General features: G+C 69.7%; 21 protein-coding genes. 16 read left to right on the top strand and 5 right to left on the bottom strand.

Annotated features, from left to right (window positions below; genetic code table 11):
- Positions 1-146: 146 nt before the first annotated feature.
- The 14 genes from HHL10_RS17150 to HHL10_RS17085 all read left to right on the top strand — a co-directional run bounded on the left by HHL10_RS17150 (position 147) and on the right by HHL10_RS17085 (position 16,596).
- The gene (locus HHL10_RS17150; protein WP_169161616.1) at positions 147-935 is read left to right on the top strand and encodes an SDR family oxidoreductase; all 789 of its coding nucleotides are present in this window, start codon (positions 147-149) and stop codon (positions 933-935) included.
- Positions 928-1,890, top strand: coding sequence for a bifunctional MaoC family dehydratase N-terminal/OB-fold nucleic acid binding domain-containing protein (locus HHL10_RS17145; RefSeq protein ID WP_310734619.1), 963 nt, complete (start codon positions 928-930; stop codon positions 1,888-1,890). Before HHL10_RS17150 ends, HHL10_RS17145 begins: the two co-directional genes overlap by 8 nt.
- 16 nt (positions 1,891-1,906) lie before the next feature.
- Positions 1,907-3,046, top strand: coding sequence for an acyl-CoA dehydrogenase family protein (locus HHL10_RS17140; RefSeq protein ID WP_169161615.1), 1,140 nt, complete (start codon positions 1,907-1,909; stop codon positions 3,044-3,046).
- Entirely contained in the window at positions 3,043-3,453 is a 411-nt protein-coding gene (locus HHL10_RS17135; protein WP_169161614.1) for a MaoC family dehydratase, read from the top strand. Before HHL10_RS17140 ends, HHL10_RS17135 begins: the two co-directional genes overlap by 4 nt.
- Positions 3,450-4,634, top strand: a complete 1,185-nt coding sequence (locus tag HHL10_RS17130) for a lipid-transfer protein (RefSeq protein WP_169161613.1) — start codon at positions 3,450-3,452, stop codon at positions 4,632-4,634. Before HHL10_RS17135 ends, HHL10_RS17130 begins: the two co-directional genes overlap by 4 nt.
- 6 nt (positions 4,635-4,640) lie before the next feature.
- On the top strand, positions 4,641-5,822 hold the full coding sequence (locus tag HHL10_RS17125) for an acyl-CoA dehydrogenase family protein (RefSeq protein ID WP_169161612.1): 1,182 nt from the start codon (positions 4,641-4,643) through the stop codon (positions 5,820-5,822).
- A gap of 2 nt (positions 5,823-5,824) precedes the next feature.
- Positions 5,825-7,633 carry a long-chain-acyl-CoA synthetase gene (locus HHL10_RS17120; RefSeq protein WP_169161611.1) on the top strand — a complete coding sequence of 603 codons (1,809 nt, stop codon included), beginning with the start codon at positions 5,825-5,827 and terminating at the stop codon, positions 7,631-7,633.
- Between the two features lie 52 nt (positions 7,634-7,685).
- Entirely contained in the window at positions 7,686-8,693 is a 1,008-nt protein-coding gene (locus tag HHL10_RS17115; RefSeq protein WP_310734618.1) for an MBL fold metallo-hydrolase, read from the top strand.
- A gap of 23 nt (positions 8,694-8,716) precedes the next feature.
- Positions 8,717-9,907 (top strand): acyl-CoA dehydrogenase family protein, encoded by a 1,191-nt coding sequence (locus HHL10_RS17110; protein ID WP_169161609.1) that lies wholly within the window; start codon positions 8,717-8,719, stop codon positions 9,905-9,907.
- A complete protein-coding gene (locus tag HHL10_RS17105; protein ID WP_169161608.1) occupies positions 9,907-11,034 on the top strand; it encodes an acyl-CoA dehydrogenase family protein in 1,128 nt (375 codons plus the stop codon). The genes HHL10_RS17110 and HHL10_RS17105 overlap by 1 nt, the downstream gene beginning before the upstream one ends.
- A 16-nt stretch (positions 11,035-11,050) precedes the next feature.
- A complete protein-coding gene (locus tag HHL10_RS17100) occupies positions 11,051-12,745 on the top strand; it encodes a class I adenylate-forming enzyme family protein (RefSeq protein ID WP_169161607.1) in 1,695 nt (564 codons plus the stop codon).
- Between the two features lie 98 nt (positions 12,746-12,843).
- Positions 12,844-13,095: a hypothetical protein gene (locus tag HHL10_RS17095; RefSeq protein ID WP_169161606.1), complete on the top strand. Its 252-nt coding sequence runs from the start codon at positions 12,844-12,846 to the stop codon at positions 13,093-13,095.
- A 388-nt stretch (positions 13,096-13,483) separates the two neighbouring features.
- Positions 13,484-14,857: a DUF1329 domain-containing protein gene (locus HHL10_RS17090; RefSeq protein ID WP_169161605.1), complete on the top strand. Its 1,374-nt coding sequence runs from the start codon at positions 13,484-13,486 to the stop codon at positions 14,855-14,857.
- Between the two features lie 26 nt (positions 14,858-14,883).
- The gene (locus HHL10_RS17085) at positions 14,884-16,596 is read left to right on the top strand and encodes a DUF1302 domain-containing protein (protein WP_169161604.1); all 1,713 of its coding nucleotides are present in this window, start codon (positions 14,884-14,886) and stop codon (positions 16,594-16,596) included.
- A gap of 247 nt (positions 16,597-16,843) precedes the next feature.
- Here HHL10_RS17085 and HHL10_RS17080 read toward each other — a convergent pair whose 3' ends face one another.
- From HHL10_RS17080 to HHL10_RS17070, 3 genes are all read right to left on the bottom strand, one after another.
- The gene (locus tag HHL10_RS17080; RefSeq protein WP_310734617.1) at positions 16,844-17,017 is read right to left on the bottom strand and encodes an AbrB family transcriptional regulator; all 174 of its coding nucleotides are present in this window, start codon (positions 17,015-17,017) and stop codon (positions 16,844-16,846) included.
- Between the two features lie 194 nt (positions 17,018-17,211).
- Positions 17,212-19,596 carry an efflux RND transporter permease subunit gene (locus HHL10_RS17075; protein WP_310734616.1) on the bottom strand — a complete coding sequence of 795 codons (2,385 nt, stop codon included), beginning with the start codon at positions 19,594-19,596 and terminating at the stop codon, positions 17,212-17,214.
- Positions 19,593-20,588 (bottom strand): WD40/YVTN/BNR-like repeat-containing protein, encoded by a 996-nt coding sequence (locus HHL10_RS17070; protein ID WP_169161603.1) that lies wholly within the window; start codon positions 20,586-20,588, stop codon positions 19,593-19,595. Before HHL10_RS17070 ends, HHL10_RS17075 begins: the two co-directional genes overlap by 4 nt.
- Before the next feature lie 199 nt (positions 20,589-20,787).
- Between HHL10_RS17070 and HHL10_RS17065 the strand changes: the two genes are divergently transcribed.
- Together HHL10_RS17065 and HHL10_RS17060 are read left to right on the top strand one after the other, a co-directional pair.
- Entirely contained in the window at positions 20,788-22,002 is a 1,215-nt protein-coding gene (locus HHL10_RS17065; protein ID WP_169161602.1) for a thiolase family protein, read from the top strand.
- Between the two features lie 2 nt (positions 22,003-22,004).
- Positions 22,005-22,949, top strand: coding sequence for a bifunctional OB-fold nucleic acid binding domain-containing protein/MaoC family dehydratase (locus HHL10_RS17060; protein WP_169161601.1), 945 nt, complete (start codon positions 22,005-22,007; stop codon positions 22,947-22,949).
- A 40-nt stretch (positions 22,950-22,989) separates the two neighbouring features.
- On the opposite strand, the gene HHL10_RS17055 is transcribed toward HHL10_RS17060, so the two are convergent.
- Entirely contained in the window at positions 22,990-23,739 is a 750-nt protein-coding gene (locus HHL10_RS17055) for a GntR family transcriptional regulator (RefSeq protein ID WP_169161600.1), read from the bottom strand.
- Positions 23,740-23,782: 43 nt separating this feature from the next.
- Entirely contained in the window at positions 23,783-25,246 is a 1,464-nt protein-coding gene (locus HHL10_RS17050; RefSeq protein ID WP_169161599.1) for an NCS1 family nucleobase:cation symporter-1, read from the bottom strand.
- Between the last annotated feature and the right edge of the window lie 85 nt (positions 25,247-25,331).

The following is a 25,331-nucleotide window of genomic DNA, read 5'->3' as shown; positions in this document are numbered from 1 at the left end:
TCGGACGCTGCGCACCGGCGGCTCATGCGCCGGCCATCCGCGGCGCATCGACGCTGCCCCGCCGGTAGTCCTTTTGGACGTGTCTGCCGCAAGGCCGGCTGCCTAGATTGGACGCCGTGACGACTTCCCAGGACGCAACGCAGATCATGAGCAATTGCACCGACCACGAGGGCCGCGTGGTGCTGGTCACCGGCGGCACCAAGGGCATCGGCCGCGGCATCGCCCAGGCCTTCCTCGACGCCGGCGCCCGGGTCGTCGTCTGCGCCCGCCACGCCCCCGAGGAGCTGCCCTCGGCCCGCGGCTGCAGCGCCGAGTTCATGGCCTGCGACGTGCGCGAGGCCGAGGCCGTGCGCGCCTTGGTCAACGCGGTCGTGCAGCGCCACGGCCGGCTGGACGTGCTGGTGCACAACGCCGGCGGCAGCCCCATGGCCGACGCGGCCACCGCCTCGCCGCGCTTCCACGAGGGCGTGCTGCGGCTGAACCTGTTCTCGACGCTGCATGCCGCGCAGGCGGCCAACGCGCAGATGCAGCAGCAGCCCGAGGGCGGCGTGATCGTGTGCATCGGCAGCGTCAGCGCGCTGCGCCCCTCGCCTGGCACCGCCGCGTACGGGGCGGCCAAGGCGGCCGTGCTGCACCTGGTGTCGTCGCTGGCCGTCGAGTGGGCACCCAAGGTGCGCGTCGTGGCCGTGAGCCCGGGACTGGTACGCACCGAGCAGTCGCACCTGCACTACGGCGACGACGCCGGCATCGCCGCCGTCGCCGCAACGATTCCTGCCGGCCGCATGGCCGAGCCTGCCGACGTGGCCGAGGCCTGCCTGTGGGTGGCCTCGCACCGCGCGGGTTACCTCAGCGGGAGCAACTTGCTGCTGCATGGAGGCGGCGAGCAGCCGGCCTTCCTGGCGGCATCCAACGCAAAGGAGAAGACGGGTGGCTGATCCCGATTGGATGAAGGACGTCCGCGCCCTCGTGGGCAAGGAGTACGGCCGTGTCTACGGCTGGGACCCGGTGAACGTGCCCATGGCACGCCAGTGGGCCGAGATCGTGGGCATCACCAACCCGCGCTACGCCGCCGGCGAGGTGGTGCCCCCCGCCATGCTCCAGGTCTGGTGCATGGAAGGCCCCACGCTCAACAACTACCCGCCGGGCTCGACCACCGAGAACCCCTACGAGGCCTTGAAGCTCATCGAGGCCCAGGGCTACCCGTCGGTGGTGGCGGTGAACTCGGAGCTGGAGTTCGAGCGCTACCTCAGGCCCGGCGAGAAGGTGTTCTACACCACGCGGCTGGACGCGATCGGCGAGGAGAAGACCACCGCGCTGGGCACGGGCTTCTTCGTCACGCTGCGCATGACCTTCTACTCGCAGCAGGCCCAGGGCGACGAGCGCGTGGGCGAGCTGCTGTTCCGGGTCTTCAAGTTCCGGCCGGCTCAACCGGCAGCCAAGCCCGCCGTGCAGGACGCGGCGCCGCCCAAGATCAAGCGCCCGGCGCCGGGCATCAGCGACGACACCCGCTTCTTCTGGGACGGCGCGCGGCAGGGCCGGCTGCTGATCCAGCGCTGCAAGGGCTGCGGCACGCTGCGCCATCCGCCCGGGCCGACCTGCCCTCAGTGCCATTCCTTCGACTGGGACACCGTGCAGTCCAGCGGACGCGGCACCGTGTACTCCTTCGTCGTGATGCACTACCCCGAGGTGCCGCCCTTCGAGCACCCGAACCCCGTCGGCCTGATCGAGCTGGAGGAGGGGACGCGGTTGATCGCGCAACTCGTGGGCGTCAAGCCCGCGGACGTGCACATCGGCCAGGCGGTGCAGGTCGAGTTCAACCGCTTCGAGGTCGGCGCACCCGAGGGCAGCGACGACATCGTGCTGCCGCAGTTCCGGCCGGTGGCCGGCTGAGGGCGAGGGGCTCACCATGGATTTCTCGCTCAACGACGACCAGCGCGCCTTTGCCGAGTCGGCGCGCACCCTCTTCGAGGACCATTGCGGCGATGCGCAGCTGCGCGCGCACGACACCTCGGGCGACAGCCACCTGCGTGCCTTGTGGCCCGCCTGCATCGACCTTGGCCTGCACGGTGTGCTGGTGCCCGAGGAGCATGGCGGGCTGGGCCTGGGCATGACCGAGCTCATGGGCGTGCTGGAGGCGCAGGGCCGTGCGCTGGCGCTGGTGCCGCTGTGGCAGCACCAGCTGGCCGCGGCGGCGGTGGCGCGTTTCGGCGCGCCGGCGCTGGTGCCGCAGGTGCTGGCGCCGGCCATGGACGGCAGCGCCATGCTCACCCTGTCTCCGGGCGCACTCTCGGTCCCGCGCGGTGCGGGCCTGGCGCTGTCGCGCAGCGGCACGCACGGATGGCGGCTCGACGGCGAGGTCAACGCGGTGCCGCTGGGCGCCGACGCGCGCTTCGCGCTGCTGGGCGCCGACTGCGACGGACAGCCGCGGCTCGTGCTGCTGGACCTCTCGGCACCGGGCGTGCAGCGCCGCAGCGGCCTGAGCCAGCACCACCTGGGCGTCGCGGACCTGCGGCTCGACGGCGTGGCGCTGCCCGACGACGCGGTGCTGCAGGCCGCCGCCCATGGCTGGGTCGAGCCCCGGGCCATCGCCTGCCTGGCGGCGCTGCAGCTGGGCGTGTCGGCCGAGCAGGCGCGGCGCACCGTGCAGTACGTCAGCGAGCGGCAGCAGTTCGGCCGCGCCATCGGCACCTTCCAGCTCGTGGCCGGCCAGATGGCCGACGTCCACATCGGCATCGAGACCCTGCGCAGCACGCTGTGGCAGCTGGTGTACCGGCTCGATGCCGGCCTGGGCACGCTGCCGCAGGCGCTGGCCGTGCGCGCGCAGGCCTGCGAGCTGGCGCACTTGGCCGGCCACAAGTGCCAGCACCTGCACGGCGGCATGGGCGTGGACGTGACCTACCCGATCCACCGCTTCCTCTACTGGAGCCGCGCGCTGTCCGCCGAGATCGGCGGCCGTGACGCGCACCTGCAGCGCCTGGGCGACTGGCTCGCCGAAAACGATCGGCTGGGCTGGAAATACGACCTTCCGGAAGACACCACCACATGAACACCCGTGCCTTCGACAGCGTGAAGCTCGGCGACGAACTGCCGCCGGTTTCGATTCCCATCACCGTGGCGCTGGTGACCGGCGGCGCCATCGCCACGCGCGACTTCTTCCCCGGCCACCACGACCTGCACGCCGCGCGCGAGCTGGGCTCGCCGCACATCTTCATGAACATCCTCACCACCAACGGGCTGGTGGAGGCCTTCGTGGAGAACTGGGCCGGGCCGGACTGCCGCCTGGCCAGCCTCAAGATCAAGCTCGGGGCGCCCAACTACCCCGGCGACACGATGAAGTTCAGCGGCGCGATCACCGACCGGCGGGAAGAGGACCGCAGCGTCGAGGTCACGCTCAAGGGCACCAACGCCATGGGCCCGCACGTCACCGGCACCGTGAGGGTCCTCCTGCCATGAGCACCAGCGACATCAGCATCTCCGGCCGCGCCGCCATCGCCGGCCTGGGCGCCACCGAATTCAGCAAGAACTCCGGCCGCACCGAGCTGCGCCTGGCGATGGAGGCCACGCTCGCCGCGCTGGCCGACGCGGGCATCGACCCGAAGGAGGTGGACGGCTTCTGCTCGTACACCATGGACAAGGTGCCCGACTACGAGATCGCGCGGCTGCTCGGGGCCACCGACGTCAAGTTCTTCTCGCAGATCCCGCACGGCGGCGGCGCGGCCTGCGCGCCGGTCATGCACGCGGCCATGGCCGTGGCCAGCGGCGTGGCCCGCACCGTGGTCGTCTACCGGGCCATGAACGAGCGCAGCTGGTACCGCTTTGGCTCGGGCAGTTACGGCTTCGGCTCGGCGCCGGTGTTCGACAACGTCAACTACGGCTGGTACATGCCCAGCGGCTTCCACACGCCGGCGGCATGGGTGGCGATGTTCGCGCGGCGCTACATGCACCGCTGGGGTGCCACCAGCGAGGACTTCGGCCGCGTCGCCGTGGCCGCGCGCGACTTCGCGGCCACCAACCCGGCGGCCTTCTTCCACGGCAAGCCGATCACGCTGGAGGACCACCAGAAGAGCCGCTGGATCGCCGAGCCGCTGCACCTGCTCGACTGCTGCCAGGAGAGCGACGGCGCGGTGGCGATGGTGATCACCTCCGCCGAGCGCGCACGCGACCTCAGGCAGCCGCTGGTGCTGGTCAAGGGCGCGGCCCAGGGCATCAGCGAGGGGCAGCAGAGCATGACCTCCTTCTACCGCGACGACATCACCGGCCTGCCCGAGATGGGGCTGGTGGCGCGGCAGCTGTGGCAGCAGAGCGGGCTGCGCCCGGCCGACGTGCAGACGGCCGTGATCTACGACCACTTCACGCCCTTCGTGCTGCCGCAGCTGGAGGAGTTCGGCTTCTGCCCGCGGGGCGAAGCCAAGGACTTCGTGCGCGCGGGCCACCATGCCCGCGGCGGGCTGCTGCCGGTCAACACGCACGGGGGGCAGCTGGGCGAGGCCTACATCCACGGCATGAACGGCGTGGCCGAGGCCGTGCGCCAGGTGCGCGGAAGCGCCACCAACCAGGTCGCGGACGTGCGCAACGTGCTGGTCACGGCCGGCACCGGCGTGCCCACCAGCGGCCTGATCCTCGGGAAGGAGTGAGTGAGCATGTTCGTCGATCTCACGCCCGAGCAGCACCGGCTGCGCCTGAAGGTGCGCAGCTACTTCAACAAGCTCATGACGCCCGAGCTGCGCGCGAGGCTGCGCGGCGCCGAGGCCGGGGAGGAGTTCCGCGGCGTCATCCGCCAGATGGGACGTGATGGCTGGCTGGCCGTGGGCTGGCCCAAGGAGCACGGCGGCCAGGGCTACGCCGCCACCGAGCAGCTGATCTTCTTCGAGGAGGCCAACATCGCCGGGGCGCCGCTGCCCTTCGTCACCATCAGCACGGTGGGCCCGGCGCTGATGGAGCACGGCAGCGCGGCCCAGAAGGCCCGTTTCCTGCCGGGCATCGCCGCCGGGGAGATCGTCTTCGCCATCGCCTACTCCGAACCCGGCGCCGGCTCGGACCTGGCCGCGCTCAAGACCCAGGCGCGCCTGGAAGGCGAGCTGCCCTCGGGCCGTTTCGTGGTCAACGGCAACAAGCTCTGGACCTCGGGCGCCGAGGGCGCCGACTTCCTGTGGCTGGCCGCGCGCACCAGCACCGAGCTGCCACGCCACAAGGGCATCTCGATCCTGATCGTGGACACGCAGGCCCACGGCTTCTCGCACACGGTCATCGAGACGGTGGGCAACATGACTGCGGCCACCTACTACGACAACGTGGAGGTGCCCGCCGACAGGCTGGTGGGCGAGCTGCACGGCGGCTGGAAGCTCGTCACCGCGCAGCTCAACCACGAGCGGCTGGGGCTGGGCGCCTGGGCCGACCGGGTGTTCGGCCCGTTCCGCAAGGTGCTGCTGTGGGCCAAGGCGCGTGACGAGCAGGGCCGCCGCGCGATCGACGCGCCCTGGGTGCGGCGTGCCTTCGCCGAGTGCTACGCGCGGCTCGAAGCCATGCGCGTCACCAACTTCCGCATCGCCGCGGCCCTGGAAGCCGGCGAGATGGACGTGGCGCTGGCCTCGGCCACCAAGGTCTACGGCAGCGAGAGCGTGCTGGAGATCCTGCGCAGCCTGCAGGACATCGTCGGCTCCAGCGCGCTGGTGCGCGGCGGCAGCAGCGCCGCCTACCTCATGGGCGAGCTGGAGTACGAAATCCGCGCCGCCACCGTCAACACCTTCGGCGGCGGGACCAACGAAATCCAGCGCGAGCTGATCGCGCAATTCGGAATGGGCCTGCCGCGGCCCGTGCGCTGACCATGAGTCCATCTTCCCTGACCGATTCCGTGGTGCCGCGCGAGGTGACGCAGGCCAAGCTCGACCGCCGCAACGCGGCGGCCGCGCGGCACCGAGCCTCGCAGACCGAAGGCATTGCCGAGCGCCTGGAGGCGGCCGTGCGCGAGCACGGCCCGCGCACGGCGTTGCTCTACGGCGACGAGCGCCTGGACTACGCCGAGCTCAACCGGCGCGTCAACCGGGCCGCGCACGCGCTCCACGCGCACGGTGTGCGCCGGGGCGAGGTCGTGGCGATCTGCATCGAGAACCGGCCGGCCTTCTTCTATGCCTGGCTGGCCCTGGCCAAAATCGGGGCCGTGGCGGCCTTCCTCAACACGCATGTTGGCGGGCGGCCCCTGGCCAATGCGCTGGAAGTGACCGCCGCCACGCGCGTCATCGTGGGCGAGGAGTGCCTGGGGCTTTTCGAAGGGCTGACCGGGCTCGACCTGTGGCTGTGGGGCGACCCGGAGCGGCCGGCCCCGGCCGCGCAGAGCCGGCGCTGCACGCTGGACCTGGCCGCCTCGGTGGCGGACGCGCCCGATACCGATCCGCCGGCGCACTGGCGTGCCGGGCTCGTGGCCGAACAGCCGGCCATCTACATCTTCACGTCGGGCACCACCGGGCTGCCCAAGGCCGCGCGCATCAGCCATGCACGCTGGCTCATCACGGGCGACGTGATGGCCGTGACGATGGATGTGGAGCCGCAGGACTGCTTCTACGTCTTCCTGCCGCTCTACCACGGCGCGGCGTCGCTGTCGGCGGCCAGCACCGCCATCGCGCGGGGGGCGTCGATGCTGCTGCGGCGCAAGTTCAGCCGGCGCGAGTTCTGGAGCGACGTGCGCCGCCACGGCGTCACCACCTGCCAGTACGTGGGCGAGATCTGCCGCTTCCTGCTCAGCGAGGCGCCGCACGGTGATGACCGCGACCACTCGCTGCGCCGCATGATCGGCGCGGGCCTGGCACGCGAGATCTGGGAGCAGTGGGTGAGCCGCTTCGGGCCGATGCAGATCTACGAGGGCTGGGGCTCCACCGAGTCCAACACCAACCTCATCAACCTCGACAACCGCGTGGGCAGCTGCGGCCGGGTGCCGTTCTGGGAGAAGACCAACCTGCGCATCGTGCGCTTCGATCCGGAAACCGAGACGCACGTGCGCGGCCCGGACGGCCTCCTGCAGCTCGCCGGCGTGGACGAGCCCGGCGAGGCCATCGGCATGATCCTGGACCTGCCGGACCAGACGGCCGGCCGCTTCGAGGGTTACACCTCGGCCGAGGCCACCGAGCGCAAGATCCTGCGCGACGTCTTCCGCAAGGGCGATGCCTGGTGGGCCTCGGGCGACTTGCTGCGCTGCGACGCCGACGGCTACTGCTGGTTCGTGGACCGCATCGGTGACACCTACCGCTGGAACAGCGAGAACGTGTCCACGGCCGAGGTCACCGACCAGCTCGGCGACTTCCCGGGCATGGAGGCCCTCACGATCTACGGCGTGAAGGTGCCGGGCCACGAGGGCCGCGCCGGCATGGCGGCGGTGGTGATGCAGCCGGGCCACGAGTTCGACCCGGCCGCCTTCTGGGCCTTTGCCGCGCAGCGGCTGCCCCGCTACGCGCGGCCGCTGTTCGTGCGCCTGCCCGCCGCGGCCGACATGACGGGCAACTACAAGCTGCGCAAGGTGGACCTGCAGCGCGAGGGCTTCGATACCGTCCTGGTGAAGGACCCGCTGTACGTGCGCGACGACGCCGCGGGCCGCTACGTTCCCTTCACGCCCGACGCGCTCGCGCGCCAGCTCCATGTCTGAGGTCCAGACCCTTCCTCCTCGCCCCCGCCCCGCCGCGCCGCTGGAGTACCCGGTGGAAGCACCGGCACCGGACGGCTCGGTGGTCGAGGTGGCGCCGGGCGTCCTGTGGGCCCGCATGCCCATGCCCATGGGGCTGGACCACGTCAACGTCTACCTGCTGCGCGCGCCGCAGGGCTGGACGCTGGTGGACACCGGGCTCAACAGCGACACCACCCGCGCGCTGTGGGAGCACATCGAGCGCCACCACCTCGATGGCCTGCCGGTGCAGGCGCTGGTGTGCACGCATTGGCACTATGACCATGCGGGCCTGGCGCACTGGCTGACCGAGCGCCACGGCGTACCGCTGTACATGACGCACGGCGAGTACTACACGATGCACGCGCATGCGTCGCGGCCTCTCGAACCGCTGCCGGCGGCGCGCCAGTCGTTCTACCAGCGCTCGGGCATGCCGGCCGAACGGGTGGAACGCATGTTCGCCGGGCTGCGCCGCGATCCCTTCATGCCGCCGATGCCGGGCGCGTTCCGCCGCCTGCGCGCCGGCGGCGTCCTGGACATCGGCACGCGGCGCTGGCGCGTGGTGATCGGCGAAGGCCATTCGCCCGAGCATGCCTGCCTCTACAGCGCCGAGGACCGCATCCTGCTGGCCGGCGACCAGCTGTTGCCGCGCATCAGCTCCAACGTGCTGGTCACCGACACCGAGCCCGATGCCGATCCGCTGCAGCTGTGGTTCGAGTCGCTGGCGCGGCTGGAGCAGCTTGCTCCCGGCACGCTGGTGCTGCCCTCGCACCATGGCGTGTTCCGCGGGCTGCACGCGCGCACGCGCGAGCTGCGCGACCATCACGAGCGGCAGTTCGACCGGCTGCGCGGCCTGGTGCGCGAGCAGGGCGCCTGCACCGCGCACGAGGCGATGCTGGCGCTGTTCCCGCGCCTGCGCGGCCCGGTGGACGACATGCTCGCGCTGGGCGAGGCCACGGCCCACCTGTCGTGGCTGCGGCATGCCGGCGAGCTGGTGCGGGTGCTGGACCCCGATGGCATTTATCGTTTCGGCATGCCGGCCTGAACAAGAGCCGCAGGAGACAAGCAATGAGCGAGCTGGAAACCTTCCGTGCCCAGACACGGCAATGGCTGGAGGTCCACTGTCCGGCGTCGATGCGCACGCCCATCGTCGGCGACGAGATGGTGTGGGGCGGTTCGAGCGTCGAATTCAAGACCGAGGATCAGCGCCTGTGGTTCGAGCGCATGCGCGAGAAGCGCTGGCTCGCGCCGGACTGGCCGCGCGAGTACGGCGGCGGCGGGCTGTCGCCGCAGCAGATGCGGGTGCTGGAGTCGGAGATGCGCCGCCTGGGCTGCCGGCAGCCCCAGTACAACCTGGGCATGTGGATGCTGGCGCCCGTGCTGCTGGAGCTGGGCACGCACGAGCAGAAGAAGGAGCACCTCGTCCCGATGGCCGAGGGACGCTGCCGCTGGTGCCAGGGCTTCAGCGAGCCCAACGCCGGCTCCGACCTGGCCAGCCTGCGTACCCGCGCCGAGGTGGACGGCGACGATTTCATCGTCAACGGCGCCAAGATCTGGACCAGCTACGGTGACCGCGCCGACTGGATGTACGCGCTGGTGCGCACCGACCCCGGCGCGCGCAAGCAGCAGGGCATCAGCTTCGTGCTCATCGACATGAGGAGCCCGGGCGTCAGCGTCAAGCCCATCGAGCTCATCAGTGGAAAGTCCAGCTTCTGCGAGGTGTTCTTCGACAACGTGCGGGTTCCCCGGCGCCAGCTCGTGGGCGCGCTCAACGACGGCTGGACGGTCGCCAAGAAGCTGCTGCAGCACGAGCGCGCGGCGATGGGCAAGTTCACCGAGGGCGGGGCGCCTTCACACGACCCGCTGGCGGTGGCGCGCCCCTTCCTGTTCGACGAGCACGGCGCGCTGCGCGAGCCGGAGCTGCGCGCGCGGCTGGCCGGCGTGATGATGGACGCGCAGGCCTTCGCGCTGACGCACCGCCGCCTCACCGAGCAGGCGGTGGCTCGCCAGGACACGGGCGCGCTGGCTTCCATCATGAAGCTGGTGCAGACGGAGCAGGAAGTGGCCAAGTACGAGCTGCTGATGGCCGCCATGGGCGGCGATGCGCTCTCCTGGGACGGCGAGGGTTGCGACACCGCGGCCGTGGAGGTGACGCGCGCCTGGCTGCTGAGCAAGACCTACACCATCGCCGGCGGCAGCTCCGAAATCCAGTTGAACCTGATCGCGCGGCGTGTGCTGGGCCTGCCGGAGGGACGTTGATGAGCCTGCTGCTGAACGAAGAACAGACGATGCTGCGCGAGGCCGCGGCAAGCTTCCTGGCCGAGCGCTCGCCCGTGGCGGCGCAGCGGCGTCTGCGCGACCAGGGCCGTGCGCCGCATTTCGACGAGGCGCTGTGGCGCGAGGTGGCCGCCATGGGCTGGACGGCCGCAGCGCTGCCCGAGGAGGCCGGTGGGCTGGGTGCGGGCTGGAAAGCGCTGGGCGCGGTCTTCGAGCACAGCGGGCGCCACCTTGCCGCGCTGCCCCTGCTGTCCTCGGTGGTGCTGGGCGCCTCGCTGCTGCACGAGGCCGGCAGCGCCGCGCAGCGGGCCGCCTGGCTGCCGCGGCTGCTCGACGGCTCGGCGCGGCTGGCACTGGCCCTCGACGAGCAGCCGCGCCACGCGCCGCAGGCCATCGCCTGCCGTGCCGTGCGCGACGCCGGTGCCTGGGTCCTGGACGGCGACAAGCGCGACGTGCTCGACGGCATCGGCGCCGACGCGCTGATCGTCGTGGCCCGGCTGCCCGGCGATGAGGGCCTGGGCTTTTTCATCGTGCCGGCCGGCACGCCCGGCCTCACCGTGGCACCCCGTGCGCGCATCGACAGCCGCAACTGCGCCCAGGTGAGGCTGCGGGGAGTGCGCCTGGGTGAGGAGGCTCGCCTGTCGGCACATGCCGATGTGGCGCAGTTGCTCGACGCCGTGCTGGACCGGGCGCGTGCGTGCCTGGCGGCCGAATCGCTGGGGTTGGCCCGTGCCGCTTTCGAGATGACCGTGGAGTACCTGAAGCAGCGCGTGCAGTTCGACGTGCCCATCGGCAGCTTCCAGGCGCTGCAGCACCGCGCGGCCCGGCTGTACGTCGGGCTGGAGCTGCTGGAGAGCAGCGTGGCTGCGGCGCTGGAAGCGCTCGACGAGCGGCCGCACGGCGTTGCCCAGGCGGCCAGCCTGGCCAAGGCGAAGGCGTCGGAGCTGGGCGAGCTGGTGCTCAACGAGGCGGTGCAGATGCACGGGGGCATCGGCGTCACCGACGAGTTCGACCTCGGCCTGTATCTCAAGCGCATGCGGGTGCTGTCGCAGACCCTGGGCGACGCGGCATTCCACCGCGACCGTTGGGCCAGGCTCAACGGCTTTTGACAAGGAAGGATTCGAGATGTCCGAACTGTTGGCCCAGGTCCGCGCTTGCCAGGCGAAACTGACCGCGCCGGGTGCGCCGTTCGAGCTGCAGGAGGTGGAGTCCGGGGCAGGTCTGCTGCGTGCCTACCGCCACGCGCCGCCGCACTTGCCGGCACTGCTGGACGCCGGCCGCGCGCATGGCGCCAAGGAATTCATGGCCTACGGCGCCGACCGCTGGAGCTTCGATCGCTTCTTTGCCGCCGCCGACGCGCTGGCGGGCCGGCTGCACGCGCAGTGGAGCCTGCAGCCGGGCGAGCGCGTCGCGATCGCGATGCGCAACCGTCCCGAGTGGGCGGTGGCCTTCGTGGCGGTGGCGCTGCTGGGCGCCGTGCCGGCGCCGCTCAACAGCTTCGGCCAGCGCGAGGAACTGCTCGCCGCGCTGGACGAAATTCGCCCGCGCCTGCTGTTCGCCGACGACGAGCGGCTGCAGCGGGTCGGCGGCGGGCTGTCGGTGCTGGGATGCGAGGCCATCTCGGTCGATGCCGCACAGGACGGTGACGACGCGCATGGCTTCGCCGCGCTGGTGGAGGCCGGTGCGCCGCCGCGGCCGCAGGTGGCGCCGGCGCCCGACGACCCGGCGCTCATCCTCTTCACCTCCGGCGCCACCAGCCGGGCCAAGGGCGTGCTGTCGAGCCAGCGCGCGGTGTGCCAGGCGCTGCACAACATCGACTACATCGGCGCGCTGGCGGGCATGAGCTCGCCGCAGGCCGTGGCGGCGCTGCTGCAGCGCGGCATCGCGCCGGCCACGCTGACCGCGGTGCCGCTCTTCCACGTCAGCGGGCTGCACGCGCAGCTGCTGGCGTCGCTGCGCAACGGGCGCCGCCTCGTGTTCATGCACCGCTGGAGCCCCGAGCGGGCCATCGAGCTCATCCGCGAGGAACGCATCACGCAGTTCAACGGCGCACCGTCCATGGTGATGCAGCTGCTGGCCGACCCGCGCTTCGGCGACCCGGCCTGGACAGGCAGCCTCGGCGGCGTGGGCTTCGGCGGCGCCGGCCTGCCGCAGCGCGCGATCGACGACGTGCTGGCGCGGCTGCCGCAGTCGATGTCGGGCGTGGGCTTCGGCCTCACCGAGAGCAACGGCACCGGCGCGGCCTGCTCGGGCGCGCTGTTCGCGCAGCACCCGACGAGCGCCGGGCTGCCCACGCCGATCGTCGAAGTGCGGATCGACGACCTCGACGGCACGCCATTGCCGCCGGGCCAGCGCGGCGAGGTCTGCCTGCGTGCCGTCACGCTGATGCAGCGCTACTGGGGCGACGACGAGGCCACGGCTCGGGCGCTGCGCGACGGCTGGCTGCGTACTGGGGACGTGGGCTTTGTGGATGGCGACGGCCTGCTGCACATCGTTGACCGCCTCAAGGACCAGATCAATCGCAATGGCGAGAAGATTGCCTCCGCCGAAGTCGAGTCCTGCCTGCTGCAGCACCCGGCCGTGGCCGAGGCCGCGGTGTTCGCGTTGCCGGATGAACGCACCGGCGAAGCGGTCGCGGCCGTCGTCTCGCTGCAGCCTGGTGCGGTGCTGCAGCCGGCCGAGTTGCAGCAGCACGTCGCGTCCCGCCTGGCTGCCTACAAGGTGCCGTCGGTGCTGCACCTGCGCGACGAGCCCCTGCCACGCAACCCCGCGGGCAAACTGCTCAAGTCCACCCTCAGGCAACTCTACGGCTCGGCGTGATCGGCAGCCGGGCCGGCAGCCCTTGACGGTACGTTCGGTTTCTCAGTGATCTCCCGTAGTCCATCTGGCCGATTTGGCTGCCGGACGCGGGTGATGTGATGGCAGCACATGACAGCGGTTCGACGACGAACCGCCATGAGCTGTTGGAGGCAAACATGTCGATCACGAGGAAACTGGCCTGCATGCTCACGTTGGGCTTGTGTGCCGGATTGGCGTTGACGGGCGAAACGTGGACACGGGATGGGGAAGAGGAAGCTGCAGCTCAGGTTGCCCAATCCGGCGCCGCGCAGGCCTACGTGCCGCCCATGCAGTCCTTCTGGGTCCTGCTTGCCATGGCGAGCGCGCGATGATCGGACTTGCCCCGCTTCCAGCGGCGCAACGCCAATCAGCCCTCTCCTTGTTGCCTTTTCAGCGTGCAGGCGGCTCGCTCAGGTGCGGCGTCAGCTCCACCATGCGTTCCAGGTAGGCGAGGACCCTCTGCCGGCCAACGCAAGGGTCTGTTCCTCGATAGGTTGATCAGGCAACTCCAGCGTCAAGCCGAATCGAGCCAGCACAAGAGTCGCCATGCCCGCGTCGACGCGGGCATGGCGATTTTTGCTTGTACGGCAGGCGGTATGCGAAATGAGCGCGTAGTCCCATCGGACGATGGAAAAGTGCCTGCAGCGCCGAAGAATTTCCTCGTCGGGAGCCTTGCATGGGCATGCCGATGCGGTCTTGATTCCAGACGAGGAGACAGTGATGAAGATGAGCTTTTCCATGGCCGTGGTGGCCGCGGGGCTGCTGGCAGCGGGAAGCGCAGCTGCCAAGGTCGGTGCCGCCGAGGCCGAGCGACTGGGCAAGGACCTGACCTGCGTGGGCGCGGAGAAGGCGGGCAACAAGGACGGCACCATTCCCGAGTTCTCGGGCAAGTGGCAGGGCACGCCGCCGGGCCTGAAGTACACGCCTCATGTCGGGCAGCATCCCGTCGATCCCTATCCCGACGACAAGCCGCTCTTCTCCATCACGGCGGAAAACCTGGAGCAGTACGCCGCACAACTGTCCGAGGGACAGAAGGTCCTGTTTGCCAAGCTGCCCAAGACGTACCGCATCCCGGTCTACCCCGGCCGGCGCGATTTCCGCTATCCGGACGCGGTGTGCGAGATCGCGCGCAAGAACGCGCTGGAGGCGGAGGTCACGCACAACGGGCTGGCCGTCAAGGCCTACAAGGGGGCGCTGCCGTTCCCGATTCCCAAGAGCGGCATCGAGGCGCTCTACAACAGCCTGCTGCCCTCGCGTGCCTTCAACGAGTCGATCACGCGCGACTTCGCCAACGTGCTGCCCGGTGGTGCCATCACCTGGGGGCGCGCGACCAACAACAACCTCGACAACACCAACGACCCGGCGCAGCGCGGCAAGCCCATGGAGGGCGTGATGGCCTACAGCCGCAACGCCGTGCTGCTGCCCGAGCGCGAGAAGGGCAACGTCAACGTTTCGGCCGAGCCGCTGAACTTCGCCACCAACAAGCGCCTGGCCTGGAACTACGACCCCGGCACGCGGCGCGTGCGCCAGCTCCCGGAGTACGGCTTTGACCAGCCGCTCAACGGCACCAGCGGCAAGCTCACCATCGATGCGGACCGCCTCTTCAACGGCTCGCCCGAGCGCTACGACTGGAAGCTGGTGGGCAAGCGCGAGATGTTCATCCCGGCCAACGCCTACCGCATCCATGCCAACACGGTGAAGTACGCCGACCTCATCAAGCCCGCTCATCCCAACCCCGAGTACCTGCGCTACGAGCTGCGCCGCGTGTGGGTGGTGGAAGGCACGCTCAAGGAGGGCTTCCGCCACATGTTCGGCAAGCGCGTGCTGTTCCTCGACGAGGACACGGGGCAGGCGGTGATGTCGGACTTCTATGACGCCCGCGGCACGCTGTGGCAGCACGCGTTCATCAACTACTACTACAGCCCCGACATCAACGCATGGCACGCGGGCACGTCGTTCTACTTCGACCTGAACTCCGGCGGCTACATCGCCTACAACCTGTTCCAGGAAGCCAAGCTGGGGCCGGTGCTCAACAAGGGCAACCTCACGCCCGCGATGTTCACGCCCGAGGCCGCGCGCACCGCGGGCAACTGAACGTGCACCACGAGGGACACATTCCAATGAACAAGCACCACAAGCTCGGTGCCGTGGCCCTGGCGCTGCAGGCCCTGGCGGGTCCGGCGCTCGCAGGCGAGACCATCGACTTCGGCGACGGACTCAACCTGGACTGGCGGCTGGGCGCGACCTACACGCTGGGGCAGCGCATGAAGTCGCCCGACGCGCTGCTGGTCGGGCCGCTCAACAGCGGCGGCAACGACGGCAACAGCAACTTCGCCAAGCATGCGCTCACGGCCAACCGGCTGGCGCTGCTGCTGGACACCAAGCTGTCCAAGGGCGACAACGGCTTGGTGTTCTCGGCCAGCACCTTCTACGACGACGTCTACCACCGCAGCAACGATGCCGACCCGTCGCCGTCCAACCCCAGCCGCATCAACAAGCCCGCGCCCTTCAACGAGTTCACGCCCGCGGCGCGGCGCTACCACGGCGGCTACTCGCGCGTGCTCGACGCCTACGGCTACACCTCGTTCAACGTGGGCGAAAGCCGCGCCACGGTGCGCCTGGGCCGGCACGTGGTGTCCTGGGGCGAGGCGCTGTTCTTCCCCAGCATCTCCCTGGCGCAGGGGCCGGCCGACGGCACCAAGACCGGCATCCCGGGCACCGAGACCAAGGACCAGCTCCTGCCCGAGGACCAGATCTCCGCGACGCTGGAGATGAGCCCGCGCTGGTCGCTGCTGGGGCATGCACAGTTCAACTTCCACGAGACCATTGCTCCCGCACCGGGCTCGTTCCTCAACAGTTCCGACGGCGTGGGGCCGGGCGGTCGCTGCCTGGGTCCGTTCACCGCGATCCCCGCGGTACCGGCCGCGGGCTTTGCAGGCTTCAACGGTTGCTCCTTTGGCGTGCGCGGGGACGACATTCGCCCGGGCCGCACGGGCCAGTGGGGCATCGGCACGCGCTACCGCATCACTGACGAGACCGAGCTGGGCCTGTACTACCTGAATTACCACGACCGCACGCCGCTGCCCGAAATCAACGCCTTCACGGCCGGCACGGCCATCCCGCCCGCACTGCAGGCGGCGTTCGGCGGCATCACGCAGATCGGCAACGGCTCGTACCGCATCCGCTACTTCGACGACGTCAAGCTCATCGGCGCCACCTTCAGCACCACCTTCGGCGCCGTGGCGATGGCAGGCGAGCTCTCGCACAAGCGCGGCGCACCGGTGCTGGTCAACACGCTGGTCAACCCGGCCACGGGGGCGACCATGGCCAATCCGACGCGGGCCAACATCACGCAGCTCAACCTCAACGCCACCGCCAACCTCGGGCGCAGCGCGCTGGCGGACTCGGCACTGCTGCTGGCCGAGATCGCCGCCGTGCGGGTGGGCAGCATCGAGGCGCGCCAGGCGCCGGGCGCCGAGGCCTTTCCCGCCACTTTTGGCTTCGCCGCGCGCAACGATCCGTTCTTCCAGACCAGGAACTCGCTGGCCGCCAGCGCCACGCTGGCGCTGGGCTACCCTGGCATCTTCGAGGGCTGGGACCTGTCGGTACCCATCGCCTACTCGCACCAGCTCCGGGGCCGCAGCCTCACCGGCGGCGTGGGCGGCCAGGGCGATGCGCGCTACAGCATCGGCGCCACCTTCACGCGCCACGCCAACCTGTCGGTGGGCCTGAGCTATCTGGGCTACCTGGGCGACGCCTCGCTGGACCCGCGAACCGAGCGCAAGCTCGTCGACCGCGACCAGCTCTCGCTGGTGGTGAAGTACGCGTTCTGACGCACGCTCCAAGGTGCGACTGGAGGCCCGCCGAGTGCGGGCCTTTTTCATGCGCCCGGCGGGGCGCACTCATGTGGATCTCGCTGATACACGGACCACATGATTTTCCAGTTCCTCTTTGACTCTGAAAGAAAACCCGTTCGGGCTGAGCCTGTCGAAGGCTTCAGCCCGAACGGTGTTCTTCTGGTCTCAAAGCTTCGTCGGCTCCGCATGACGGAGCGCACCAGGGCATTGGTGTGGCACTCGATCACCGCTTGCCTGCCGCGCGCGCGGCGATGGCTTGATTCATCTCGTCGATGGACACCGCTCTTGCGGGCCGGCCGAAGGCGCCCCTGAGCGATTTCACGGAGGCGGTGGCCGCGACGATCTCGAAGCGCCCGGGCTGCACGTCCACGAACTCCACGCGGTCTCCCGCCTCCACCTGCAACGCCTGCCGCACTTGGCGGGAATGGTGACCTGGCCCCTGCTCGTGATGGGGGCAGTCGTCATGGCAAACACGGACAGTGCGGACGCCTTACTGCAAGGTAGGGCGCGGCATTGCGCTTCAAGGCCTGGAAACGACAAAGCCCGCTCCCGATGGTGCGGGAGCGGGCCCTGTGGGCGGCGTGGGGTGCGCTATGCCGCCTGCGGCTGGTGCCGGCTTGCCGTGCTGCGCCCCACCGACAGCCAGCAGGCCATGGCCGGCAGCAGGAAGATGGCTCCGAGCGCGTTCACCAGGAACATGAACGCCAGCAGGATGCCCATGTCGGCCTGGAACTTCAGCGCCGAGAAGGCCCAGGTGCCCACGCCGATGGACATCGTCACCGCGGTGAAGACCGCGGCCGTGCCGCGTTGGCGCATGGCCTCGTAGAAGGCCTCGCGCAGCGATGCGCCCCGGCCCTGGATCTCGTGCTGCATGCGCTCGAACAGGTAGATGCCGTAGTCCACGCCCACGCCCACGCCCAGGGCGATCACGGGCAGCGTGGCGACCTTGAGCCCGATGTCGAGCACCGCCATGAGCGCGTTGCACAGGATCGACACCAGCGTCAGCGGCACCAGAATGCACAGCACGGCGCGCCAGCTGCGAAAGCTCAGCCAGCACAGCAGCGCGATGGCGCCGAAAATGGCCGCCAGCATTTGCACCTCGGCCTGCTCGACGGCCTCGTTGGTGGCCGCGGCCACGCCGGCATTGCCACCGGCCAGGCGGAACCTGACATGGGGCGTGTCATTGGTCGCGATGAAGCCCTGGAGCTCGTGCACGACATGCTTGACCGTGGCGCCCTCGTGGTTCTTGAGGAACACCTGCACGTGGATGACGCCGCAACCCTCGGTGTTGAGGCCCAGATCCGGGCTGGCCGCCTTGGCGCCGGTACGCAATGCGCCCGGCGTGCGCTGCAGCGCGGCCCAGCGCGGATTGCCCTCGTTGCTGCCGGCCGCGGCCCGCTTGGCCAGCCCGGCCACGGTGCTGACCGAGCGCACGCCGTCCACGCCGCGCATGTGCAGGTCCAGCCGCTCGACGGCGTTCATCACGCTCCAGTCGAGGCAGGCCTCCTCGGAGCCGTCGGCCTCCGCATAGACGGAAAGCACGTCCATGCCGATCGCGTAGCTGTGCAGGATGCGGTCGTTGTCGAGGTTGTAGCGCGAGGTGGCGCGCAGCTCCGGGGCGCCGGCGCCGATGTCGCCGGTCTGCAGCCCTCGCGCCAGGTGCGTGCCCACGCCCAGCAGCAGCAGGGCGGCCAGCAGCGTCAGCAGCGCCGCCCGCGGCTGCGACAGCGCCGACACCGCCCACCAGAGGCCGTGCCGGGGTGCGCCGTGGTCCAACGGCTGCCCCTGGCGCAGCGCCGCGGGCTCCAGGCGCAGGTGCGACAGGATCACGGGCAGCATCACCTTGTTGGTCACGATCATCAGCAGCACCCCCAGGCAGGCCGTGACGCCGAGCTCGTGCACGATCGGGATGTCGATGAGCATGATGACCATGAAACCCAGCGCGTTGGTCAGCAGGGCCACCGTGCCGGGTATCGCGAGCTTGCGGAATGCAGCCTGCGCGGCGAACTCTGGCGGGCGCCCGGCAAGCACCTCCTGCTTCCAGGCATTGGTCATCTGCACGGCGTGCGACACGCCGATCGAGAAGATCAGGAAGGGCACCAGCACCGACATCGGATCGATGCCGTAGCCCATCAGCGGCAGCAGTCCCAGCAGCCACACCACCGGCAGCAGCGCCACCGCCAGCGCCAGCAAGGTGAGCTTGACAGAGCGGGCATAGGTCCACAGCAGCGCGGCCGTGACCGTCAGGGCGATGGCGAAGAAGGCCACCACGTTGAGCAGCCCGTCCATCACGTCGCCGACGATCTTGGCGAAGCCCACGACGCCGATCTCGATGTTGCGGCTCTCGAAGCGCGCACGGATGGCTTCAAGCTTGCGGGCCACCTCGCCGTAGTCCAGGTGCTGCCCGGTCTGGGGATCAGTCTCCAGCAGGTCCGCGCGCACCAGGGCGGATCTCAGGTCGGTGGACACCAGCGAGCCGATCTGCCCGGACTTGGCCACGTTGGAGCGCACCTGCGCCAGGCCCTTCTCGTCAGGGGTGAAGCGCGAGGGGATCACCACCTCGCCCACGAAGCCGTTCTCGGTGATCTCGATGTACTTCACGTTGGGCGTGAATAGCGAGAACACCTGCCCGCGATTGACGCCAGGGATGAAGAACACCTCGTCCGTGATGCCGCGCAGCGCGGCGAGAAACTCGGGGTTGTAGATGTCGCCCTCGCCCTTCCAGCGCACGTCGACCATCACCCGGTTGGCCCCGGAGAAGGTGGCGGCGTGCTTGAGAAAGGCCTCCATGTACGCGTGGCGCAGCGGGATGAGCTTGTTGAAGCCCGGGTCCAGGTGCACGCGCAACGCTGAGGCGCCCAGTATCAGCGTGAGGATGGCCGTGGTCAGCGCGATGGCGCGGCGCCAGGCGAGCAGCGCATGGGCGATGCGGTCGATGACGGCGTCGATGCGCCGGGAGGACGGGACTTGGCTCACCGCAGATCTCCGTTGACGGCGCGTTCGGCCGTGATGCCCAGCTTGTCGTGGGGATGCAGCCCGGCCTCGCCGGCCAGCCACAGCCGCGTACCCTGCGCCACGACGTCGGTCAGGGTGGCGGACGAGCCGATGCGCTGCAGGGCGAAACGCTGGCCCTCGTCGCTGCTGACCGCGAGCAGCCCGCCCTGGCCCACCAGCACCAGGCGGCCGTCGGCGCTGCGCGCATGGCCGAAGAAGGAAGCCGGTGCAGGCAGCTCCGCCCGGCGCCATTGCCTTGCGCCGCTGTCGCTGCGGAAGACATGGCCGCGCATGCCGTAGACCAGCCACTCCTGGCCGGGCAGCGACACGGCGTTGTAGAAGCTACCGTTGTAGAACGGGTCGAGCATCTGCCATTGCTCGCCCTGGGCGTCGCCCTGCAGCACCAGGCCGCGCTCGCCGACCACGAGCCATCGCGTGCCGTCTTCGTTGCCAACGATACCGTTGAGATGCTTGTCCTCGACGCCTGGCAGTTCCACGCGCTGCCAGCTGCGGCCCTGGTCGTCGGAGCGCAGCATGCGGCCAAAGGCGCCCACGGCCAGGATGCGGCCCGATGGCAGTTGGGCAATGCTCATCAGCGGCTCGCCCTGGGCCTCGTCGAAGTGCAGCTCGCTCCAGCTCAGGCCGCCATCGTCGCTGCGCAGAATCCAGCCTTCGTGGCCCACGGCCAGGCCATGGCGGCCATCCTTGTCGAAGCGCACCTGGGTGATGAGCGCCTGCCGTCGGGCGGACACCCGCGCCGGCAGCCAGCTGCGGCCTTCATCAACGGAGTACAGCAGCGTGCCGAGCTCGCCGCCGGCCACCATGCCGGCGCTGGAGTGCACCAGCGTGTTGAAGTGCATGCGCTGCACGGGCAGCGTCGTGGCGGCCAACGGCGGCGTGGGACGAGGAGAAAAGGCATGGCTGGCGGCCATGGCCATGACGGCGGCCATGGCAACGCCCAAGGCGGTTCGCACGGTTTGTCTCCTAAGCTTCTGGTCTCGGCGCGCAGCCGCATGCAGGGCATTCTTCGCAGCCGCCCATACGCAACATCGTCCGAAAGGAGTAGCCGCGGCGGGCCGTGCCGGGATAGTCCTGACGGACGATGGCCGCACGCGCGGTGCCACCACAATGCCGGGCAGCGGCCCCTGGGGGTCGCAGCACTTGGAGTGCACGATGGGACTCAAAGGACAGGCGGCGCTGGTGGGTGCCGCGCAATACAAGCCACAGAAATACGCCGGCGCGCCGCGCATGTTCCACCTCGAACAGGTCGCGGACCTGGGCACGCAGGCGCTGGCCGATGCGGGCCTGACGCTGCAGGACGTGGACGGCCTGGTACTGCCGGGCGCGCAGTTCCACGAGGCCGGCATGTTCGTGCCGGCGATGGCGGGCGAGTACCTGGGCGTGAAGCTCGACTATGCCGAGGTCGTCGATCTCGGCGGCGCCAGCAGCGTGGGCATGGTGTGGCGCGCCGCCGCGGCGATCGAGCTGGGAATGTGCAGCACCGTGCTGTGCGTCATCCCCGCGCGGCTGGCGCCGCAGGCGCCCGTGGACGACCATGCGGCCGAGGTCATGAAGGCCTCGCGCTTCGGCGGCCACAGCACGCGCTTTGGCGCGCCGGAGGCCGAGATGGACCTGCCCTACGGCCACATGGCGCAGAACACCGGCTACGCCATGATCGCGCAGCGCTATGCCGCGCAGTACGGCTGGGACGCGGCCGCGCTGGCCCGCGTTGCCGTGGCGCAGCGCTTCAACGCCAGCGAGAACCCGCAGGCGTTCTTCCACGGCCATCTCATCACGGTGGAGGACGTGCTGGCCTCGCGCATGGTGGCCGAGCCGCTGCGCATGCTGGAGATCGTGATGCCGATGGCCGGGGGTGCGGCCGTGGTCGTGACGCGCGAGGACATCGCGCAGCGCTGCAAGCACCGGCCGGTACGCGTCATCGGCTGCGGCGAGCACGTGCAAAGCAAGTCACCGACCTACGCGGCCGACATGCTGGCCACGCCCATCGGCCCGGCATCGCGGCGGGCGTTCGCGATGGCCGGGCTGCAGCCCTCGGACATGCACATGGCGCAGATCTACGACTGCTACACCGTCACCGTGCTGCTCACGCTGGAAGACGCGGGCTTCTGCGACAAGGGCCGAGGGATGGACTTCGTGCGCGAGCGCGATTTCACCTTCAAGGGAGACTTCCCGATGAACACCCACGGCGGGCAACTGAGCTTCGGCCAGGCCGGCAGCGCCGGGGGCATGAGCCAGGTGATCGAGGCGCTGCACCAGGTGCAGGGCCGCGCGGGGGCGCGCCAGCTCAAGCGCCACGAGCTGGCCTACGTCTCCGGCACCGGCGGCGTCATGAGCGAGCAGGGCGCGCTGATCCTGCAGGGAGCGTGAACATGGAATGGAACAAACCCTTGCCGCAGCCCACGCCGCTGTCGCAGCCTTACTGGGACGGACTGCGCCAGAGGCGGGTGCGCCTGCAACGGTGCGGAGATTGCGAGCACTGGATCTTCTTCCCGCGCGCACATTGCCCGTCCTGCGGCTCGCACAAGCTCGCGTGGCATGACGTTTCCGGGGAAGGGACGCTCTACACCTGGACGGCGGCGCGCGTGCCCACGCTGCCCGAGTTCGGCGACGAGATGCCGCAATTGCTGGCCGTGGTCGAGCTCGACGAGGGGCCGCGCATGAACACCACGCTGGTGGGCGTGCAGCCGGAAGGGCTGCAAACCGGGTTGCGCGTGCGGCCGGTGTTCGACGAGCGTCCGGGCAGCGTCACGCTGCTGCGCTACACCAGCGCCGATTCCACGCACCCGTCGGTGATCGAGGCCGGGCAGCGACCCGAGGCCGGGCCTGTCGCCAATGAGCCTGCAGCGCCCGCACGGCGCATCGATGTCAAGGACCTCGCCGGTCTGCAGGGCCTCGTGTCGGAGGCGTTCAGCGGCTGGTCCAGCGAGGTCGAGGTCACCCAGGAGCTCATCGACCGTTTCGCGGAACTCTCGGGTGACGACTACTGGATTCACACCGACCCCGTGAAGGCCCGAGCGCAGAGCCCGTTCGGCACGACCATCGCCCACGGCGCGCTGGTGCAGGTGCTCGCCAGCCGCATGCGCATACCCATGGACTGGGAGATCGTCGGCTACACGAACATGGTGAACTACGGCTCGGACCGGCTGCGCTTCCCCGCACCGGTGACCTCGGGCTCGCGCATCCATGCGCGCAGCCGCGTCAAGGCCGTGCAGCAGGTCAAGAGCGGCGTGCAGCTCACGCTGGAGATCCACACCCACATCGTCGGCCACGACCGGCCCTCGGTCATCAACGACCTGGTCGTGCTGTACATGTGAGACAAGCCTGCGCATCGGTGCAGGCCTCTGTGCCCGGTGCTCAGGTTGAGGTCGCGGCAGACTTTCGGCCCTTGCCTGGATGCCGCGCCGCCTTGGTGGCGTTGTCGGGCGCCAGTGCCGAGCGCAGGCGGTCCTGCGCCCGCGCGCTGTGGGCCAGGCTTTCGTCGAGCCGCGCGGCAAGGGTGTCGATATGGGCGCGCATCAGCGCCTCTGCCCGCACGTGGTCGCCGGTGGCCAGGGCCTCGACGATGGCGGCGTGGTCGTCGTTGCTGTCCTGCGCCTCGGTCTGAGACTGGTACAGCGCCGAAACGAGCGTGGTGCGCGCCGAAAGGTCGACCATGACGCTGGTGAGAAAGCGGTTGCCAAGGCATTCGGCCAGGCAGACGTGAAAATCCGCCAGTGCCACGCTGCGTGTGGCGGCATCACGGTGCGCGATGGCATTGCGTTCCTCGGCCACATGCTGGCGCAGGCGGCTGATGACGGCGCTCTGCAGTGGCCGGCCGGCATCACGCAGCATGCCGGGCTCGATCACGCGGCGCGCGGCATAGGTTTCGCGCGCCTCCGCGAACGACGGCTCCACGACGTACCAGCCCACGCGCGGGCGCACGGCCACGAAGCCGCGCGCCTGCAGCTGCATCAGCGCTTCGCGAACCAGCGTGCGGCTGACACCGAACAGCTGGGCCAGCTCGTGCTCCCCCAGTCGCTCGCCCGGCCGGATCTGCCGGGCCAGGATGGATTGCACGACGCGTTGGGTGATCTCGCCCTTGCCGACCATGGCAGGCACAGACATGGCGCAGACGGCGCGGAGGCTGCCGACAAGGCAAGGCCAGGCGTCAGGCCGTGGGCGCAAAGCCCGCACCCGAGCGGGCCGGACGCAACGTGGCCAGCAGCCAGTACATGCCGCCACCGATGAGCACGCCAAAGAACCAGCCATAGGTGCCCCACCAGGCCGGCAGCAGCGTCGTGAAGGTGGGCAGCAACGTGGAGAACACGGCGCCCACGCCGGTGGCGACCAGGGCGTTGATGTTCCAGCCGCCCTCGTAGCGATATCGACCGTTCTCGTCGTACAAGGCCGGCACGTCGATGTTGCCCTTGGCTACCAGGTAGTAGTCAACCAGGATCACGCCCAGCAGCGGACCCATGGTGGCACCGATGGCGTTGACGAAACGCGCCGCACCGCCCTCCCAGGGAGCAAAGGGGTAGAGCACAAGGGCAATCGCCGCAGCGATGTAGCCACCCCTCTTGAAATTGATGCGCCGGGGGAAGACGTTGCTGATGTCGAAGGCCGCGGAGACGAAGTTGGCCACCACGTTGATGCCCAGCGTGGCCACCATGAAGGTCAGCGCCGCGATGCCGGCGAGCACCCAGCTGTCGAACTTGGCCGAGATCTGCTCGGGATGCAGCAGGACTTCGCCGTAGACCTGGAAGGCCGCGATCGTCGTCACACCGGCCACCAGAGAGAAGGCGATCAGGTTGACCGGCAGACCCCAGAGGTTGCCGGTGCGCACCGCGGCCTTGTCCTTGGCATAGCGCGAGAAGTCGCAGAAGTTGAGGTACAGGGCGGCGAAGTAGGTGATCCAGGTGGCGCCCACGGCCATCAGCGCCCAGAACGAGCCCGGCTCGCCGGCGACGCCGGCATCCTTGGTCTTGTCCAGCAGCACGGCCATCGGGATGCCGTGGTCGAAACTGAAGCCGCCAGCCTTGACGACCAGCCCCACGGCCAGCACCAGCATGGCGATCCACACCGCCGGGCCGGCCCAGTCCTGGAACCTGCGCACGGTTTCCATGCCTCTTTGGATGATCAGCAGCTGCAGTGCCCAGACCAGCACGTAGCAGGCGAACTCCAGGCCGGAGTGCCCGAGGACCTGCACGTCACGGTGGAAGGCCAGCATCGAGTCGTTGCGCACCAGCAGCGCCACCAGCGCGCCAGAGGCCGCGGCCGTCTGCGCCCCGTACCAGAAACAGGCGACCACGGCGCGCACGAGAGCGGCCAGGTTGGCGCCCCAGACACCGAAGCTGGCTCGCGCCAGCACCGGATACGGCACGCCGGTCTTCTCGCCGGCGTAGCCGATGAGATTCATCAGGAAGAAGATCACCAGCGACGACAGCCCAATGGCGATCAGGAAATTGGTGAAGCTGCCGCACAGCAAGAACAGGCTTGCCGCGAGGTAGTAACCCCAAAGGCTGTGCACGTCGGAGGTCCAGACGTTGAAGATCGAGAAAGGGCCCCAGCGGCGGTCCTTGGCAGGGGCAAGGTCCTCGTTGTAGAGGTTGGGGCTGGGACTGCGGACATCCATCGGGTCCTCCTGGTTCACAACCATGCATACAAGAACGTAGGACCCAATGGCCGGGTTGCCTTAAGGAGTTACCCGGACCGCAGGA

The organism is Azohydromonas caseinilytica, assembly GCF_012927045.1.
In the GTDB taxonomy this organism is placed as follows: domain Bacteria; phylum Pseudomonadota; class Gammaproteobacteria; order Burkholderiales; family Burkholderiaceae_C; genus Azohydromonas; species Azohydromonas caseinilytica.
The sequence above is the reverse complement of the archived record's forward strand: the minus strand, read 5'-3'. Positions and strand labels throughout refer to the sequence as shown.